At 68.1% G+C, this 17946-nt stretch carries 14 protein-coding genes and 1 pseudogene; 7 read left to right on the top strand and 8 right to left on the bottom strand.

The annotated features are described in order from the left end of the window. Window positions 1–9: 9 nt before the first annotated feature. The gene (locus MF610_RS08870) at window positions 10–1386 is read right to left on the bottom strand and encodes a helix-turn-helix domain-containing protein (protein WP_242195036.1); all 1377 of its coding nucleotides are present in this window, start codon (window positions 1384–1386) and stop codon (window positions 10–12) included. 153 nt (window positions 1387–1539) lie between these two features. On the opposite strand from MF610_RS08870, the gene aceA reads away from it, so the two are divergent. The 3 genes from aceA (at window position 1540) to MF610_RS08885 (ending at window position 3964) form a co-directional block, all read left to right on the top strand. Then, entirely contained in the window at window positions 1540–2814 is a 1275-nt protein-coding gene (gene aceA / locus MF610_RS08875) for an isocitrate lyase (protein WP_242195039.1), read from the top strand. A gap of 24 nt (window positions 2815–2838) precedes the next feature. Further along, window positions 2839–2988 carry a hypothetical protein gene (locus tag MF610_RS08880; protein WP_242195360.1) on the top strand — a complete coding sequence of 50 codons (150 nt, stop codon included), beginning with the start codon at window positions 2839–2841 and terminating at the stop codon, window positions 2986–2988. Window positions 2989–3181: 193 nt separating this feature from the next. Then, window positions 3182–3964 carry an SDR family oxidoreductase gene (locus MF610_RS08885; RefSeq protein ID WP_242195041.1) on the top strand — a complete coding sequence of 261 codons (783 nt, stop codon included), beginning with the start codon at window positions 3182–3184 and terminating at the stop codon, window positions 3962–3964. 331 nt (window positions 3965–4295) lie between these two features. Here MF610_RS08885 and MF610_RS08890 read toward each other — a convergent pair whose 3' ends face one another. Beyond that, window positions 4296–5006 (bottom strand): SDR family NAD(P)-dependent oxidoreductase, encoded by a 711-nt coding sequence (locus tag MF610_RS08890; protein WP_242195044.1) that lies wholly within the window; start codon window positions 5004–5006, stop codon window positions 4296–4298. A gap of 125 nt (window positions 5007–5131) precedes the next feature. Between MF610_RS08890 and MF610_RS08895 the strand changes: the two genes are divergently transcribed. Beyond that, window positions 5132–5851: a hypothetical protein gene (locus MF610_RS08895; RefSeq protein WP_242195047.1), complete on the top strand. Its 720-nt coding sequence runs from the start codon at window positions 5132–5134 to the stop codon at window positions 5849–5851. Between the two features lie 250 nt (window positions 5852–6101). Here MF610_RS08895 and MF610_RS08900 read toward each other — a convergent pair whose 3' ends face one another. Next, window positions 6102–8357 (bottom strand): NADP-dependent malic enzyme, encoded by a 2256-nt coding sequence (locus MF610_RS08900; protein ID WP_242195050.1) that lies wholly within the window; start codon window positions 8355–8357, stop codon window positions 6102–6104. Window positions 8358–8525: 168 nt separating this feature from the next. Between MF610_RS08900 and mutS the strand changes: the two genes are divergently transcribed. After that, entirely contained in the window at window positions 8526–11096 is a 2571-nt protein-coding gene (gene mutS, locus MF610_RS08905; RefSeq protein WP_242195333.1) for a DNA mismatch repair protein MutS, read from the top strand. A gap of 27 nt (window positions 11097–11123) precedes the next feature. On the opposite strand, the gene MF610_RS08910 is transcribed toward mutS, so the two are convergent. After that, window positions 11124–11459 (bottom strand): EF-hand domain-containing protein, encoded by a 336-nt coding sequence (locus MF610_RS08910; protein ID WP_242195052.1) that lies wholly within the window; start codon window positions 11457–11459, stop codon window positions 11124–11126. 190 nt (window positions 11460–11649) lie between these two features. On the opposite strand from MF610_RS08910, the pseudogene MF610_RS08915 reads away from it, so the two are divergent. Then, a pseudogene (locus MF610_RS08915) lies at window positions 11650–12795 on the top strand (acyltransferase family protein). A 45-nt stretch (window positions 12796–12840) separates the two neighbouring features. Next, window positions 12841–13770 carry a glutaminase gene (locus MF610_RS08920; protein WP_242195055.1) on the top strand — a complete coding sequence of 310 codons (930 nt, stop codon included), beginning with the start codon at window positions 12841–12843 and terminating at the stop codon, window positions 13768–13770. Between the two features lie 97 nt (window positions 13771–13867). On the opposite strand, the gene MF610_RS08925 is transcribed toward MF610_RS08920, so the two are convergent. From MF610_RS08925 to MF610_RS08940, 4 genes are all read right to left on the bottom strand, one after another. After that, window positions 13868–14218, bottom strand: coding sequence for a hypothetical protein (locus tag MF610_RS08925; protein ID WP_242195058.1), 351 nt, complete (start codon window positions 14216–14218; stop codon window positions 13868–13870). A gap of 92 nt (window positions 14219–14310) precedes the next feature. Further along, the gene (locus MF610_RS08930; protein WP_242195061.1) at window positions 14311–15612 is read right to left on the bottom strand and encodes an amidohydrolase family protein; all 1302 of its coding nucleotides are present in this window, start codon (window positions 15610–15612) and stop codon (window positions 14311–14313) included. After that, on the bottom strand, window positions 15609–17012 hold the full coding sequence (locus MF610_RS08935; RefSeq protein WP_242195339.1) for an amidohydrolase: 1404 nt from the start codon (window positions 17010–17012) through the stop codon (window positions 15609–15611). Before MF610_RS08935 ends, MF610_RS08930 begins: the two co-directional genes overlap by 4 nt. A gap of 47 nt (window positions 17013–17059) precedes the next feature. Next, window positions 17060–17938 (bottom strand): hypothetical protein, encoded by an 879-nt coding sequence (locus tag MF610_RS08940; RefSeq protein ID WP_242195064.1) that lies wholly within the window; start codon window positions 17936–17938, stop codon window positions 17060–17062. Window positions 17939–17946: the final 8 nt, after the last annotated feature.

The raw sequence follows: 17946 nt of genomic DNA on the forward strand, positions 1-17946 counted from the left end.
GCGTGCAGCTCAGTCCCCGGCAAAGGCGAACGGCGTCAGCCCGCCCTCACGGTCGTCGAGCCGCATCGCCCGGGCCAGTGGCGGGGCGGAGCGTTGCGGACAGTCGCTGCGGGTGCAGGCGCGGCACCCTGCCCCAACCGGAACGCCGCGCGCCGAGAGGTCGAGGCCGCGCGCCATGGCGAGGCCGGCGGCCTGTTCGGCGGCCAGCCCAAGCATCACGACGAAGCGCGCGCGGACTTCGCCAGCCAGCGCACCGGGCGGCGTGACGGTGCGGGCGATGGTCAGCCATTTGCCGCCGTCTTCGGGTTCGACCAGTTGCACGATCGCCTCCCCGCTGCGGGCGAAGGCGTCGAACGCGCCGAGCAGCGGACAGGGCGCGCCCTCGACCAGCGGCGACTGGCTGGCGCCGGCGAAGCGCTTCGACACTTGGCCCGCGCGGTCGAGCCGCAGCAGGCAGAAGGATGCGCCGCGCGCGCCGACGCGATGGAGCGTGGTCAGGCGGTGGGCGACATGTTCGAACCCCGCGCCGAACCGGCGGCCGAGCAGGGCGATGTCGTAGCCGGTCGCCTCGCACGCGCGCAGGAAGCGGGCATAGGGCATCATGACTGCGGCGGCGAAATAGCCGTGGAGATGGCGGCGGAGCCATTGCTCGGCGGTGCGATCGGTCAGGGCGGCGCCGCGGACGACCGCGTCGACCTCGGCACGGGCCTCGGCATGGCCCAAAGCGCGGGCGAGCGCGAAGCTGCGCGAGGCGGGGTCGAGGCGTTCGGACAGTTGCAGCTGGCGGGCGTGGAGGTCGGTGCGGTGGAGGCGGTCGGGCATCGCCTCCACCGGCAGCAGGCGGACCGACAGGTGGTGGCGAACGCGCAGGCGATCGGCCATCGCCGCCGCCGGGTCGCCGCCGCTCTGCCGCAGATCGTCGGCGAGCGCCTCGGCCTGGGCGTCTAGGTCGGGGAAATGGTTGCGCCAGCGCTCGATCGCGGCGCGGGCTTCGCGGGCGGGGTCGGCGGCGACGGGCTCGCCTGCCCCGCTGCCCAGCCGGTCGAAGACGCGGGCGAACGCCTCCGCGCCGCCGGGTGCGCTGGCGAGCCATTCGGCGATGTCGCCGCGATCGAGCGCGAGGTCGGCGAACATCGGGTCGGCGAGCCGCCGCCGGAGCGCATCGGCGCCGCCCGCCGGCTCGCTTGCCGCCAGCGTCCGCGCGTCGAAGCCGAAGCGCTCGGCCAGCGCCACCAGCAGCGTCGCGGTCAGCGGGCGCTGGTTGCGTTCGATCAGGTTCAGATAGCTGGGGGAGACGCCGAGCAGTTCGGCCATCGCCGCCTGGGTCAGCGCCTGTCCGCGGCGAAGGCGACGGACGGCATGGCCGGCAAAGAGCTTGGTTTCCATCTGCGACGCCTTGTCACGAATTTACATCATTACAACAGCAACACCAGCGAACGTGACATTGCAACCGCAATTTCGGCGCGTCCCAGCTGACGGGACGCGGTTTATCGCGGCATAGCGGTGTCAACGGAAACGCACGCTGTAAAGGACATGACAATGGACATCGCCGATCTGGTCCCCGCCCCGCCCGGCCGCTTCGACGGGATCACTCGCCCGTACACCGCGCAGGACATCGCGAAGCTGCGCGGATCGGTCGCGGTCGAGCATACGCTGGCGCGGCGCGGAGCGAACCGGTTGTGGGAGCTGCTGCACAGCGAGGACTATGTCCACGCGCTGGGCGCGCTGTCGGGCAATCAGGCGATGCAGATGGTGCGCGCGGGGCTGAAGGCGATCTATCTGTCGGGCTGGCAGGTCGCGGCCGATGCCAACACCGCCGGGCAGATGTATCCCGACCAGTCGCTCTATCCGTCGAACGCCGGGCCGGAACTGGCCAAGCGGATCAACGCGACCCTCGGCCGCGCCGACCAGATCGAGCATATGGAGGGCGGTGCGACCCGCGACTGGTATGCGCCGATCGTCGCCGATGCTGAAGCCGGGTTCGGCGGCCCGCTCAACTGCTTCGAGATCATGAAGGCCTATATCGCCGCGGGCGTGGCCGGCGTGCATTACGAGGACCAGCTGGCGTCGGAGAAGAAGTGCGGGCATCTCGGCGGCAAGGTGCTGATTCCGACGCAGGCGCATATCCGCAACCTCGATGCGGCGCGCCTCGCCGCGGACGTCGCGGGAGTACCGACGATCATCTGCGCGCGGACCGATGCCGAAAGCGCCAAGCTGATCACGTCGGATATCGACGAGCGCGATCATCCGTTCCTGACGGGCGAGCGGACGCCGGAAGGCTTCTTCCGGTTGAAGGACGGGACCGGCGTCGATCACTGCATCGCACGGGGCGTCGCTTTCGCCGAACATGCCGACCTGCTGTGGTGGGAGACGAGCAAGCCGAACCTCGACGATGCGCGGCGTTTTGCCGAGGCGATCAAGGCGAAGTACCCGAACAAGCTGCTCGCGTATAATTGCTCGCCGTCGTTCAATTGGGAGAAGAATCTCGACAAGGACGATATCGCCCGCTTCCAGCGCGAGATCGGCGCGATGGGGTATAAGTTCCAGTTCGTGACGCTCGCCGGGTTCCACCAGCTGAACTTCGGCATGTTCGAGCTGGCGCGCGGGTACCGTGACCGGGGGATGGCGGCGTATAGCGAGCTGCAACAGGCAGAGTTCGCCGCCGAGGCCAATGGCTATACCGCGACGCGGCACCAGCGCGAGGTCGGGACCGGCTATTTCGACCTCGTCGCCACGACGCTGGCCGGAGGGAGCAGTTCGACCACTGCGCTCGGCGAATCCACCGAAACGGCCCAGTTCGAACAGGCCGCCTGACCATCACGACCAAGGAGAATGATGATGCCCGAACCGACCCGCAGCCGCGCCGTCTTCTCAACCGAAGACTTCAAGCTGATTAAGGAAGCGCTGGCGACGCATATCCAGACGATCGCCGACCAGCCGCAATCGAGCAAGTTCGCCCATCTGTACCATCGGCTAGGACGGATCTGATCGTTCCACGCTAGCCGTTCATACCCCAGCGCAGGCGGGGGTCCAGGGTCCGGCAGACCGACGGTCTGCGCAGAGGGCTCTGGATCCCCGCCTGCGCGGGGATACGGCTGTCAGGCGGATTGCAAGACCGGGTATCGCCTGCCATCCTGACGAACCGGACGATTCGAAACTCCGGTTTGCCGCAGGAGAGTTTATGGACACCGCCAACCTGTTCCGCCTCGACGGGCGTGTCGCGCTGGTCACCGGGGGATCGCGCGGGATCGGGCGGATGATCGCCGCCGGGTTCGTGGCGCAGGGGGCCAAGGTCTTCATCTCTGCGCGCAAGGCCGAGCAGTGCATCGCGACGGCCGACGAGATCGGCGCGATCGCTTTGCCGCAGGATGTCGGTGACATCGACGGATGTCGTGCGCTGGCCGACCGGCTGGGCGCGCAGACCGATCGGCTCGACATTCTCGTCAACAATGCCGGCGCGGCGTGGGGGGAGGCGTTCGAGACGTTTCCGGAGGCCGGATGGGACAAGGTCATGGACCTGAACGTCAAGTCGCCGTTCTTCCTTGCCCAGGCGCTGCACCCGATGCTGAAGGCGTCGGCATCGCGCGCACGGCCGGCCAAGATCATCAACATCACCTCGATCGACGGACAACGGGTCAATCCGTGGGAGACGTACAGCTATCAGGCGTCGAAGGCGGCGCTGATCCACCTGACGCGGCGGATGGCGGCGCGGCTGGTGGCGGATGCGATCCATGTCACCTCGATCGCGCCCGGCGCCTTCGCCAGCGACATGAACAAGGCGGCGCGCGATCACGGCGACGGGGTGGCGAAGCGTATCCCTGCGCAGCGGATCGGGGTGGACGAGGATATGGCGGCGGCGGCGATCTACCTCGCGTCGCGCGGCGGGGACTATGTGGTGGGCGAGACGCTGACCGTCGATGGCGGGTTGGTCAACGCGTCGATGGGCGGCGCGATCGACGGGTAGCGGAAGTTGGCGAAGGTTGCGGTACGTTGAGCGTTTCGGCGGGGTGACTTTCTTTTATTTTTAGCAGGTTGAAACGGTTTTTGTCGCCCGTTCGGGCGCGGAAGTTGGCGGCGGTGCGCGGATGCGCTGCCGGCGACCCAAGCGGACGATGGGAAAGAGCGTCGGCGAGGCTGACAGAAGGGTCGGCTGTAGGAAAGTCGCTTTTCCGGCTCGTGGTCGGGGAACCCCGGACTTCGCGGTGGCGACAGTTATGGTGGGGCCGGATCGGCATCCGGACCTGCCGCCTTCTTCGTCACCCCGGACTTGACCCGGGGTGACGAAGAGGGCGAGGTCAGGGGGCGATCTCTGCCCCGTCCCATGCGAAGATGCGGCCGCTTTGCGCGGGGGTCAGGCCGTCCAGCACGCTGAGCAGGCGCTCGGCGCTATAGGCCGGGGTGAACAGCTTTTCGGCGGGCACGCCGCGCTGGAACGGCTTGCTCAGGCCGGTATCGACGGTGCCGGGGTGGAGCGCGACGCACACCGCCTGTGGCCGGCTGCGCGCCAGTTCGATCGCCGCGGTGCGGACGATCTGGTTCAGCGCGGCCTTCGACGCGCGATAGCCGTACCAGCCGCCCAGGCGATTATCGGAGATACTGCCGACCCGGGCCGAAATGCAGGCGATAGTCGCGGGCGCGTCCTTCGCCAGCAGTGGTGCGAAATGCTTCAGCGCCAGCGCCGGGCCGATCGTGTTGATCGCGAACAGATGGGCGAGGCGATCGGCGTCGAGGTCGCGTAACGACCGTTCGGGGCCGCCGGCGTCGTCGTGAAGGATGCCGGTGGCGACGATGACGCGGTCGAGCGGGAGGTCGATCCGCGCGGCGGCGGCCTCGATCGAGGCGGGGTCGGCGATGTCGATCGGCATATGCTCGACGCCCTCGGCCAGCGCATCGGGCGCGTGCCGGGCGGCGGCGATGACCCGGTCGTAGCGGCCCGAGGAGGCAAGCGCCGCGACCAGCGCCCCGCCGATGCCGCCGTTCGCGCCGATCACCAGTGCGGTGGCCATGTTTGTTGCTCCCTCGCTAACGACGCCGGTCAAAATGCTGCTCCCGTCTCGGCCTGTCGCGGCTGGTTTGACGGTCGGGTCACGGATCGTACAACGCGCCTTCACCAAAAGGGTCCGTTTCCGTCATGTCGATTGCCCGTTTCGTTGCCCTCGCGCTGACGGTCGCCGGCGCTGCGCCTGCCGCTGCGCGGGAGGCCAACAGCTATCCGGAGATCCCCGAACCGATGGTGTTCGACATGGTCCGGCCGATGGGCGCGCGACGGGGCGAGCTGGAAACCAACGTCCTCGCACTGTCGCCGTTGTCGGGGCAGGAGCGCGCGCTCGAATGGGCGCCGGAGGTCGAATATGCCGTGGCCGACGGCTTCGCGCTGGAGTTCGAATTGCCGTTCGAGGGAACGCGACTGGCCGAATTGAAGATGGGGGCGCAGGCGACGTTCGGGACGATGGACCGGGGGCGGATCGTCCACGGCGTCCAGTTCCTCGGCATCTACGAACGCGAGAGCGGGCGGACGTCGCAGGCGCTGCTGTACATGCTCGGGCGGCGGCATAACGAACGGATGAGCACGATGTCGATGGTCGGCGTGGGCGATGTGCGGCTGGGCCAGTCGGAGAGCGATGCCGGGCTGCTGATCAACCATTCGACCTTTTACGATCTGGGTCGCGACCGGGTCGTCGGGCTGGAGGTCAATTACAAGTCGCACCGCGACGGCGGCGTCGCGCTGATCCCGCAATTCCATGCGCCGCTGGCCGACAAGGTGAATGTGCAGTTCGGTGCGGGGGTCGATCGCCAGCGGGGCGAGCGCACGCGGCCGGTCGGCGGGGTGCGGTTGATCAAGGAGTTTTGAGGGAGGGGGCTTTGGCGGCGTCGGCGGTCTAGCCTCGACCGGCCGTAGAAAAGAAGCGGGGCCCCGGCTCAAGGCCGGGGTGACGGAAGCGATTGGAGATAGATCGCCATCGTCATCCCCGCGTAGGCGGGAATCCATACACGCATCGACAGCGACTCTATCGCGAACGTCGGCGGTTATGGATTTCCGCCTACGCGGGAATGACGATCGGGTGGAGGGGCGCTCGCTATCCGGCGAGCGCCCCTGCCCGTCACCCCACCATGCCGCCCGCCGCCAGCACCGCCAGCGTTACCAGTTCGTTCGCGGTGCTGGTCATCGGGGCGATCTGCACCGGCTTTTCCATGCCGATCAGCATCGGGCCGATCACGTCGTCGCCACCCAGTTCGCGCAGCAGCTTGGCCGAGATATTGGCCGATTGCAGCCCCGGCATCACCAGCACGTTCGCCGGACCCGACAGGCGGGCGAAGGGGAAGTTCGCCATCTGACGCGGGTTGAGCGCGACGTCGGGGGCCATTTCGCCTTCATATTCGAAGCCGACCTGCCGCTTGTCGAGCGCGGCCACGCCGTCGCGGACGTTATCGATCCACTGGCCCGACGGGTTGCCGAAGGTCGAATAGCTGAGGAACGCTACGCGCGGTTCGTGGCCCATGCGGCGGGCGACGGCGGCGGTCCGTTCGGCGATGTCGGCCAGTTCCTCGGCGCTCGGCCGTTCGTTGATCGTCGTGTCGGCCATGAAGACGGTGTGGCTCTGCCCCACCAGCAGGTGGATGCCGAACGGCACCTTGCCGTCGACCGGATCGATCACGCGGCGCACGTCGCGGAACGTCTGCGCATAGGTGCGGGTGATACCGGTGATCATCGCGTCGGCGACGCCCAGTTGCAGCAGCACCGCGCCGAAGGTGTTGCGATCCTGGTTGATCATCCGTTCGGCATCGCGCTTCAGGAAGCCGCGGCGCTGGAGTCGTTCGTAGAGGAAGTCGACCATCTGCGGCACCATCTCGCTGGTGCGGCTGTTATGGACTTCGTAATCGTCGGGGTTGGCGACGCCCAGGGCGCGCAGACGATCGTGGACGTCTTCGCGGCCGACCAGCACCGGGATACCATAGCCGCCTTCCTTGAACGCGATTGCCGCGCGCAGCACGACTTCCTCTTCGCCCTCGGCGAACAGGACGCGCTTGGGATGCGCTTTGGCCCCCTCATAGGCCATGGTCAGGACCGAGGTGGTCGGGTTGAGGCGCGCGCGCAGTTCCTGGCGATACGCCTCCATGTCGAGGATCGGGCGGGTGGCGACGCCCGAATCCATCGCTGCCTTGGCAACCGCAGACGGCACCAGTTCCATCAGGCGCGGGTCGAACGGCGCGGGGATGATGTAGTCGGGGCCGAAGCTGTGCTGCGTGCCATAGGCCAGCGCGACTTCCTCCGGCACGCGCTGGCGCGCCAGTTCGGCGATGGCGTTGGCGGCGGCGATCTTCATCTCGTCGTTGATGCCGGTCGCGCGCACGTCCAATGCGCCGCGGAAGATGAAGGGGAAGCCGATGACGTTGTTGACCTGATTGGGATAGTCCGACCGCCCGGTGGCGACGATCGCGTCGGGGCGCGCCGCCTTGGCCAGTTCGGGGCGGATTTCAGGTTCCGGGTTGGCCATCGCGAAGATGATCGGCGACGGGGCCATGTCCTTGACCATTTCGGGCTTCAATGCGCCGGCAGCCGACAATCCCAGGAACACGTCGGCGCCGTGCAGCGCTTCGGTGAGCGTCCGGCGGTCGGTGGCGGCGGCATGGGCCGATTGCCACTGGTTCACGTCGTCGCGCCCCTGATAGATCACGCCGGTGCGGTCGCACATGATGACGTTGTCGTGGGCGACGCCCATGGCCTTCATGAGTTCGGTGCAGGCGATCGCGGCGGCCCCTGCCCCGTTCACCACCACCTTGACCTCCGACAACTTGCGCTTGGTCAGCAGGCAGGCGTTGATGAGGCCGGCGGCGCAAATGATCGCGGTGCCGTGCTGGTCGTCATGGAACACCGGGATGTTCATGCGTTCGCGCAGCGTCTGCTCGATGATGAAGCATTCGGGCGACTTGATGTCTTCGAGGTTGATGCCGCCGAAGCTCGGCTCCATCAGCTCGACCGCATCGATGAAGCGGTCGACATCCTCGGTCTTCAGCTCGATATCGATCGAATCGACGTCGGCGAAGCGTTTGAACAGGACCGCCTTGCCCTCCATCACCGGCTTCGACGCCAGCGCGCCGAGATTGCCGAGGCCGAGAATGGCGGTGCCGTTCGAGATGACCGCGACGAGGTTGCCCTTGGCGGTATAGTCGTAGGCGGTGGCAGGGTCTTCGTAGATCGCCTTCACGGGCACCGCGACGCCGGGCGAATAGGCGAGCGCCAGGTCGCGCTGCGTCGCCATCGGTTTCGATGCGATGATCTCGATCTTGCCGGGGCGTCCCTCCGAATGGAACAGCAGCGCCTCGCGCTCGGAAAACTGGTCGGTGGTTTCGGACACTGGCGCTTCTCCCGTTTGGATGGGCTTTACGCAGGGGAAGGCGAGTGGGGCAAGGGTGTAGGTCCCGGCGGATACGCTTTGACACGCTTGCGCCGCGGGGCCGGCGGACGGTATCGCGCAGGGATGGCGACCAAGGCTCGGGCGGACGATGTCCCCGCCCCCACCCCGATGATGCAGCAATATCTGGCGCTGAAGGCGGAGGCCGACGACTGCCTGCTCTTTTATCGCATGGGCGATTTTTTCGAGCTGTTCCACGACGATGCGAAGATCGCCGCCGCGTGCCTCGACATTGCGCTGACCGCGCGCGGGGAGCATGAGGGATCGAAGATCCCGATGTGCGGCGTGCCGGTGCATGCGGCCGAGGGGTATCTGGCGCGGCTGATCAAGGCCGGGCACCGCGTCGCCATCGCCGAACAGGTCGAGAGCCCGGAGGAGGCGAAAAAGGCCCGTGGGTCGAAGGCGCTGGTGGCGCGGGCGATCGTCCGGGTGGTGACGGCGGGCACGCTGACCGAAGAGGCGTTGCTCGATGCGCGCGCGGCGAACTGGTGCGCGTGCATCGGTGAGGCGGCCGGCGGGGTCGCGATCGCGGCTGCCGATGTATCGACCGGGCGGTTCGAGGTGATCGAGACCGACGCCGCCGGGCTGACCGCCGCGCTCGCGCGGTTGCAGGCGGTCGAGGTGGTCGCGGCGGAGACTAGCGCCTTTGCCGAGGTCGCGACGTTGCTGCGGGCGAAAGCCGATTTCGACAGCGCGACCGGCGAAGCGCGGTTGAAGGCGCTGCACGGCGTGGCGACGCTCGACGGGTTCGGGCAGTTTTCGCGCGCGGCGCTGGCGGCGGCGGGCGGGCTGATCGCCTATCTCGACCATAATGCGCGCGGACAGATGCCGTTTCTGCGCCCGCCGGTGTGTGCGGCGGATGGGCAGTGCATGGCGATCGATGCGGCGACGCGCGAGAGTTTGGAGCTGACGCGGACCGCTGCGGGGATGCGCGCGGGCAGTTTGCTGGCGGAGATCGACCGGACGGTGACCGGTGCCGGCGCGCGGTTGTTGGCGAGCGATATCGCCGCGCCGCTGATGGACCGGGCAATGATCGAGGGGCGGCTGGCGGCGGTCGGCTGGGCGCATGACGATTCCGGTCTGCGCGACGAACTGCGCACCGCGCTCAGGGCGTTGCCCGATATCGGGCGAGCGCTGGGGCGGATCGCGGCGGGCCGGGGTTCGCCGCGCGATCTGGGGCAGTTGCGCGACGGGTTGAGCGCGGCGTGGACGTTGGGGCAACGGATCGAACAGTTGCCGGCGGTGCCGCCGTTGGTGGCAGAACTCGCGCCGCGGTTGCGCGGACATGGCGCGTTGATCGAGCTGCTGACGCGCGGGCTGGTGCCGATGCCGCCGATCGATGCGGCGGCGGGCGGGTTCATCGCCGAGGGGTATGATGCCGCGCTGGATGCGCTGCGCGATACCGGGGCGGGCGGCCGGCGGGCGATCGCCGCGCTGGAGGCGCAGTATCGCGAGCGGACCGGGATTTCGGCGCTGAAAATCCGGCATAACGGCGTGCTCGGCTATCATGTCGAGGTGCCGGCGCGCGCCGCCGACAAGCTGATGGCGCAGGATAGCGGCTTCACCCATCGGCAGACGCTGGCCGGGGTGGTCCGCTTCAACGCGCCCGACCTGCACGAGGCGGCGCTGAAGGTGACGCAGGCCGGTGCCCACGCGCTGGCGGCGGAAGCGGCGCATCTGGAGGCGTTCACCGAGAGCGCGCTGGCGGTGCGGGAGAGCGTAGCGGCGACGGCGGATGCCCTGGCGCGGATCGACGTGACCGCGGCGCTGGCCGAACGCGCGGCGGAGGGCGGCTGGGCGCGGCCGGAGCTGGTCGATCATAGCTGCCTCGACATCGTCGGCGGGCGGCATCCGGTAGTCGAAAGCGCGGTCGCGAAGAGCGGCGGGCGGTTCGTCGCCAACGACTGCCGGTTGTCGGAGGATTCGCGGCTGTGGCTGGTCACGGGGCCGAACATGGGCGGCAAATCGACCTTCCTGCGGCAGAATGCGCTGATCGTCGTGCTGGCGCAGGCGGGCAGCTTCGTCCCCGCCACGTCGGCGACGCTGGGGCTGGTCGACCGGTTGTTCAGCCGGGTCGGCGCGTCGGACAATCTCGCGCGGGGGCGGTCGACCTTCATGGTCGAGATGGTCGAGACGGCGGCGATCCTCGCACAGGCGACGCCGCGATCGTTCGTGATCCTCGACGAGGTCGGGCGCGGCACGTCGACCTATGACGGGCTGGCGATCGCATGGGCAGTGGTCGAGGCGATCCACGAGGATAATCGCTGCCGCTGCCTGTTCGCGACCCATTATCACGAACTGACCCGGTTGGCCGAACGGTGCGACGCGCTGTCGCTGCACCATGTCCGCGCGCGCGAGTGGAAGGGCGATCTGGTGCTGCTCCACGAACTGGCCGAAGGGCCGGCGGATCGCAGCTATGGCATCGCGGTGGCGCGGTTGGCCGGATTGCCGCCGGCGACGCTGCAGCGCGCAAAGGCGGTGCTGGCGAAGCTGGAGGCGGGCAAGGCCAAGACCGGTGGCATCGCGGCGGGGCTGGACGACCTGCCGCTGTTCGCGGCGATGGCGGTGGTCGAGGAATCGCCGGTCGATGGCTTGCGCGAGGCGCTGGCGGGGCTGGACGTCGACGCGATGTCGCCGCGCGAGGCGATGGAGGCGCTGTACCGGTTGAAGGGGCTGGCCTGAACGCCGCCCCTCGCCCCGGCGGATCGATCAGCTGGTCCGGTTCGCCTGCTGGAACTCCGTCCGGGTGACGCGGCCATCGCCGTTGCGGTCGAGTTTCGCGAACGCCGCATCCATCGCGGCGATCAGCTTGCCCTTCTGCTCGGGCGTGCGCCGCGCCAGCTGGCGATCCGCATTGGCCGCGATCGTCGCCAGTTCGCGAGCGTCAACGACGTCGTTCCGGTTGCGGTCGTAATTCTGGAAGAAGTTGATCTCGTTCTCCCAAGCGACGGTTTCGACCCCCTGAAGCGGATAGGATTCGGCGTAATGCGTGCCGCCGGCCGGTACGGACTGGAGCATCAGCGCGAGCAGGGTAGCAGCGGACATCGTCATTCTCCCATGGCAACCGGGTGAACGTGCCGGATAGGGCGGTGTCCGGCAAGCGCACATCGCCGTTCCCGGCAATCTTTCACCCTCAATTCAACCATTTATCCACCCGACAGTTCCACCTGTCCGCGGTTACCGGTCAGCCGGTCGAACGGTTGCATGGTCGTGCCCCTTCGCGCACAACGCGGCGATGATCGCTGACAGCGCTGCCACCGCCACCGACGCCGCGGCACCGGGCAAGGGACATTATGCGATCCTCGACGGGCTGCGCGGGGTCGCGGCGCTGATGGTCGTGCTGTTCCACCTGTGCGAGCCCTTCGCGCACGGCGATCCGCAGGTGCAGGTCATCAACCACGGTTATCTGGCGGTCGATTTCTTGTTCCTGCTGTCGGGCTTCGTCGTCGCCTACGCCTATGACGATCGCTGGGGCGGCATGACGGCGTGAGATTTCTGGAAACGGCGGCTGATCCGGTTGCAGCCCATGGTGATATTGGGCGGGGTGATCGGCGCGCTGCTGTTCGCCGCCCAGCAATCGTCGGTGTTCCCGAAGGTGGCGGACGCGTCGGCGATGCAGGTCGTCGCGGTCATGCTGCTGGGGTTCACCATGATCCCGTTGCCGATGGCGCGCGACATTCGCGGTTGGGACGAAATCTATCCGCTCAATGGGCCGCAATGGTCGCTGTTCTACGAATATATCGCCAATGCGCTGTATGCGGCGGGCTTTCGCAAACTGTCCAACCGGTCGATGGCGGTGTTCGTCGTGGCGGCGGCACTGGCATTGATCCAGCTGGCGGTCTTCGGCGATCGTGGCGACGTGATCGGCGGTTGGGCGCTGAGCTTCAGCGGGGTCGGCATCGGAATGACGCGGATGTTGTTTCCATTCTTTGCCGGGGTGTTGTTGTGCCGGACCCGCGCGACGATCCATCTGCGCCATGGCTTTGCAGTCGGCAGCGCACTGCTGGTCGTTGCGCTCAGCCTGCCGCGGTTCGGCGGGACCGAACGGCTGTGGCTGAACGGGCTGTACGAGGCGGCCTGCGTCATCCTGCTGTTCCCGCTGATCGTCGCGATCGGTGCGGGCGAGAAGCGCGCCGACGGCCAGGCGGTGCGCGTCGCGCGGCTGTTCGGCGGGCTGTCGTTTCCGCTCTACATCACCCATTTCCCGCTGATCTATTGCTACACCGCATGGGTCGCCGATGCGAAGCCGACGCCGATGATGGGCGCGATGGTCGGCGCGGGGGTGCTGGCGGCAGCGTTGCTGATCGCGCAGGCCAGCCTGACGCTGTATGACGAACCGGTGCGGCGGCGGCTGGCGGTGCGGTTCCTGCGCAAGCGCTGACGCGACGCTTCCGCCGCCCGGCCGGGTCGCCTACACCCCTGCCCCATGAACCTGTCGCAGATCGTCGCCGACATTGCCGCCGAGATGGCCGATGCCCCCGACCGGGGCACGCCCGCCGACTATATCCCGCCGCTTGCCCGCGTGGACCCGAAGCGGTTCGGGATGGCGGTGATCGAAGCGGACGGGACGTGCCATCTGGCGGGCGATGCCGAGGAAAGTTTCTCGATCCAGTCGGTGTCGAAGGTGTTCGCGCTGACGCTGGCGCTGGGTGCGGTGGGGGATCAGCTGTGGCGGCGGGTCGGGCGCGAGCCATCGGGCAGCGCGTTCAATTCGATCGTGCAGCTGGAAAGCGAACACGGCATTCCGCGCAACCCGTTCATCAATGCCGGGGCAATCGTGGTCGCCGATATCCTGCTCGGCCGCTACGAACCGCGCGAGGCGCTGGGCGAGCTGCTGCGCTTCGTCCGCGCGGCGGCGGGGGAGGACGGCATCTTCATCGACGAAGGCGTGGCGAAGGCCGAGCAGGATACGGGCTTTCGCAACCTCGCGCTGGCCAGCTACATGCGCGCGTTCGGCAATCTGCACCATGATCCGCACGTCACGCTGGGCGTATATTTCCACCAGTGCGCGCTGGCGATGAGTTGCCGGCAGCTGGCGCTGGCCGGGCGGTATCTGATGGCCGGCGGGATCAATCCGACGACCGGGCATCATGTCGTGTCGGCGCAGCGCGCGCGGCGGATCAACGCGCTGATGCTGACCTGCGGCCATTATGACGGGTCGGGCGAGTTCGCGTTCCGCGTCGGGTTGCCGGGCAAGAGCGGGGTTGGCGGGGGAATTTTGGCGATCGTGCCGGGGGTGGCGTCGGTCGCGGTGTGGTCGCCGGGGCTGAACGAACGCGGCAATTCGCAGCTGGGGACGGTGGCGCTGGAGCGGCTGGTGCAGCGGACCGGGTGGTCGGTGTTCGAGCCGCGATAGGGTCGATCTCGATCGCCTGCGCTCGCCCTCACCCTTCCGGCGCTGCGCGCCTCCCTCCCTCTCCCGATGGGAGAGGGAGTTGGCGGCGAAGGGTAGATTACCGCTGCGCCGGGGGCTGCGGCGTGAAGCTGGTCACGTTCGCCATGCCGTTGGCGCCGAAGGTGATGATGTGGCGCGATCCTTCCTGGCAGGTGGCGACCCAGCTGCCGGGCTTTTCGCCCTTTTCGGATTTGGTCACGCCCTGGCACGGCAGGCCGGCGTCGCGGATCGCGCGGATGAAGACGCCGTCGCGCTGGCCAGGCGACAGGGCGTCGACCTTGGTCGCCATCTCCTGCGCTTCCTGTGCATTGGCGACCGCTGCCGCATTTGATTGCGCCTGCTGTTCCGCATTGGGGCCGCACGCGGCCAGCATCAGCGATCCGCCCAGCATCATCAGCAGTGCCCGCATCTCGTCTCTCCCCTAAAAGCCGCGCCGCCGGCGCCGTCGTTCCGGACAAACAACGACGACGCCTGCGGGTTCCGTCCTACAAAGGGTTGAGCCTAGCGCTGATAGGCCTTGGGCAGCCCCTGTTCGGCCGGCACAAGGTAGCGGTCGCGCAACCTTGTCTGACGGTTGGTGAGCGGCTGTTCGATGCCGTCGATGAACAGCTGGGTCGGGACCGAGCCGATCTCCAACGGATCGCCGTCCCAGATCACCACGTCGCCGCGGCGGCCGGGGGTGAGCGAGCCGATTTCCCCCTCCATCCCGATCGTCCGCGCGGGTAGCGAGCTGATCGTGGCGAAGGCGGCGCCCCAGTCGAGCCCGGCAGCCCCCGGGATCTTCGACAGCGCGACGAGGTTGCCGGCATATTGCCGCACCAGCCGCGCCTGCCGCGCTTCGTCGTCGCCGATCGTGCCGATGCCGACGACGACCCCGGCGGCCTTCATCCGGCCGATGTTCGACTGGGTGGCTGCCAGCTGTTCGAAGCTGGCGGGCAGGTCGGACAGCGCGCTGGCCAGCACGGGCACGTTCGCTGCCGCGATCTGTTGCGCCACGGTCCAGCCTTCGCTCGCGCCGACCAGCACGGGTTTCAGGCCAGCAAATTCGCGCTTCATCGCCAACACGCCCAAAATGTCGGAGGCGCGCTCGACATGGATCAGCAGCGGCACCTGCCCCGACAGGACGCGCTGCAACGCTTCGGCATCGGTGCGGGTGAGCAGCGCTTCCTTGCCGCGATCGGCGAAGCTGGCCGGGTTGCGGGCATAGGCCTGCGCCTCGAACAGCGCGTTGCGGAACATCGCCATCGCCGCCGGCCGGCTGCCGCCCGCCGCCCGCGCGCCGCTTTCGCCCCATTCCATGAACTGGAAGGCGCGCGGACGGGTGAGCGCGTCCATGTCGTTACCGAGGTCGATGACCGCGCCCTGCCCCGCGAAGATCGAGCCGGCATTGTCGGGCGCGACGATCGCGCGGGTCACGCCGTCGGTGCGGTTGATCGCGATCGGCGTCGCCCGCGGATTCACCGCCGAGGCAATGTCGAGCCCGGCGTTAAACACGCTGTCGCGCGCGGATGCGTCGTTGGTGGTCGACACGCCGTCGACCTCGATGATGCCCAGACGGGTGAAGCCGGCGACGATGCCGGGCGTGACATAGCGTCCGCCGGCGTCGATCGTCTTGCCGCCCGCCACGGCGCCACCGCGCCCGGCCGAGACGACGCGGCCGCCGCGAATGACGACGGTGCCGCCCTCGATCGGGGCCGATCCGTCGCCGAGCACGAGCTTCGCATTGGTGATGGTCACGTCCTGCGCGGCGGCGGGAACGGCGGTGGTGCCGGCGAGCAGCGCGGCGAGGAACAGGCGCTTCACTTCACATCCCCTTCGCCGGGCTGGCCGAGTTCGAAATCGGACACCGGGCGTATCCGCGCATCATTGGCGTCGAACAGCAGCGCGCCGTCGACCCACACCTTTTCCGGCCGGGTATAGACGCTGAACGGATCGCCGTTCCACAGCACGACATCGGCCATCTTGCCGGGTTTGAGCGAGCCGGTGACCTGATCGACGCCCAGCGCCCGCGCCGGATTGATCGCCAGCCACGTCCACGCATGTTCGGGGGTCACCGCCATGCCGGCGCGCTTGGCCGAGGCGATGACCTTCGCCACTTCCTGGTTGAGGCGCTGGATACCATTGGCGTCGTCGGAATGGATCATCGCGCAGGCACCCTGCCGGTCGAGGATCGCGAGGTTCTCACCGATCGCGTCGTAGCTTTCCATCTTGAAGCCGTACCAGTCGGCCCAGACCGCCGAGCAGACGCCGCGCGCCTTCAGCAAATCGGCGATCTTGTAGCTTTCGACGGCGTGGTGGAAGGCGGTGACCTTGTACCCCATCTCCTGCGCCATATCCATGACGATCGCCATTTCGTCGGCGCGGTAGCAATGGTTGTGGACGAGGATTTCGCCGTCGAGCACGCCGCGCAACGTGTCCATCGCGATGTCGCGGGTCGGGGCGTCGCCGCCGTCGACCTCGTACTTGTCCCATTTGCGGTCGTATTCGCGCGCCCTGAGCCACGTCGCGCGATCGACCGCGACATTGCCCATGCGGGTCGAGGGCATCCGCCCCTTCGACCCATAGACGCGCTTCGGATTCTCGCCGCACGCCATTTTCAGGCCATAGGGCGCGCCGGGGAACTTCATCGCCTGCATCGTGCGGCCATAGACGTTCTTGAGCGTGACCGAGCGGCCGCCCATCAAATTGGCGGAGCCGGGCAGGACCTGTAGCGTGGTGACGCCGCCATTGGTCAGCGCGCGGGCGAAACCCGGGTCCTGCGGCCAGACGCTGTGTTCGGCCCAGACCTCGGCCGTGACCGGGCCGGTCATCTCGTTGCCGTCGCTATGCGCGTCGACGCCGGGGCTGGGATAGTCGCCGAGATGGCTGTGGACGTCGATGATGCCGGGCGTCACCCATTTGCCCTGCCCGTCGATCACGATCACGCCGTCGGTGGCGGCGATCGATTGGCCGACCTCGACGATCTTGCCGTCACGAAACAGCACCGATCCCCGATCGATCCGCCCGCCCTCACCATCGTAAATGGTGACGTTGGTGACCAGCGTCGGCCGCCCCGGATAGGCGCGATAGGTCGAGGGGAACGGGTCGTGGTCATAGCCCTTGCCCGCGCCCGGCCCCTTGCCCTTGGGCGCGTCGGCCGAGGCGGAGCGCACCTCCTTGCCATCGCCGGTACAGGCGACCAGCCCGGCGGCCAGTGCCACCATCGTCAACGTTCGGATCACGCGGAAAACTCCCCTTCTTATCGTTCTTGTCAGGCGAAGACGTCGGACAGGTCGTGGCTGCCCGATCCTTCCTTCGCGGTACGGACTTCGTGATAGACGGCGGCGGCGCCGGCCGCCTGCAACATGCCGGTAAGCGTGCCGGTGACCAGCCGGACGATCGCCGCCGGCCAGAGACCGTTCACGCCGCCGATGGCCGCCGCCACCCCCTGCCCCAGCGCGGCAAGCAGCGTCCACAACAGCAGCGCGATCAGCAGCAACAGCAGCAGGCGCCAGCGCATCCCGCGCATCAGTTCGCCGCTGCGGGCGAAACAGTCGAAGACGCCGCGCCCTTCGCCGACCATCACCGGCAGGACGACGAACCACGTCAGCAACAGGATGATCGCCGGCACGAAGAGGAGCAGGAACCCCACCGCCAGCCCGATCGCGCTGAGGAGGACCAGCCCCAGTCCCGGCAACAGCCGTCGCCCGGCCAGCGCGAACGCCGCCCCGGGATCGGCGGCGCGCCCGGCGAGCGTATCGAGCGCGAGCCGGGTCAGCGCCAGTTGCACGAACGGCCAGAGCAGCAGCCCGATGATACCCGCACCGCCGAACACCCCCCATTTCGCGTCGGGACTGCCCCCCAGCAGGAGCGGCATCAACGCGGACGGGGCGTTGAGGACGAAGCTGCCCCCAAGGAAGACCAGCGGCGCGCCGCCGACCGCGGCGAAGCTGTTCGACATCACCCGTCCGACGCCGAAGGCGTAGGGCGATCGCCGCCCTTCCCGCCATGCCCCGACAAGGATGATCGCGAGGGCCACGAGCGGGAGCACCAGCACCAGTATCCCGAGCGCCATCATGGCCGTCATCATCACTCCCCCCGGCGCCGCCCCCGGCCCGTCGCCCGAAACTTGGGTGGAAAAGCGTTGCATGTAAATCG

It is taken from the genome of Sphingomonas hankookensis (assembly GCF_022664465.1).
GTDB classification, from domain to species: Bacteria; Pseudomonadota; Alphaproteobacteria; order Sphingomonadales; family Sphingomonadaceae; genus Sphingomonas; species Sphingomonas hankookensis.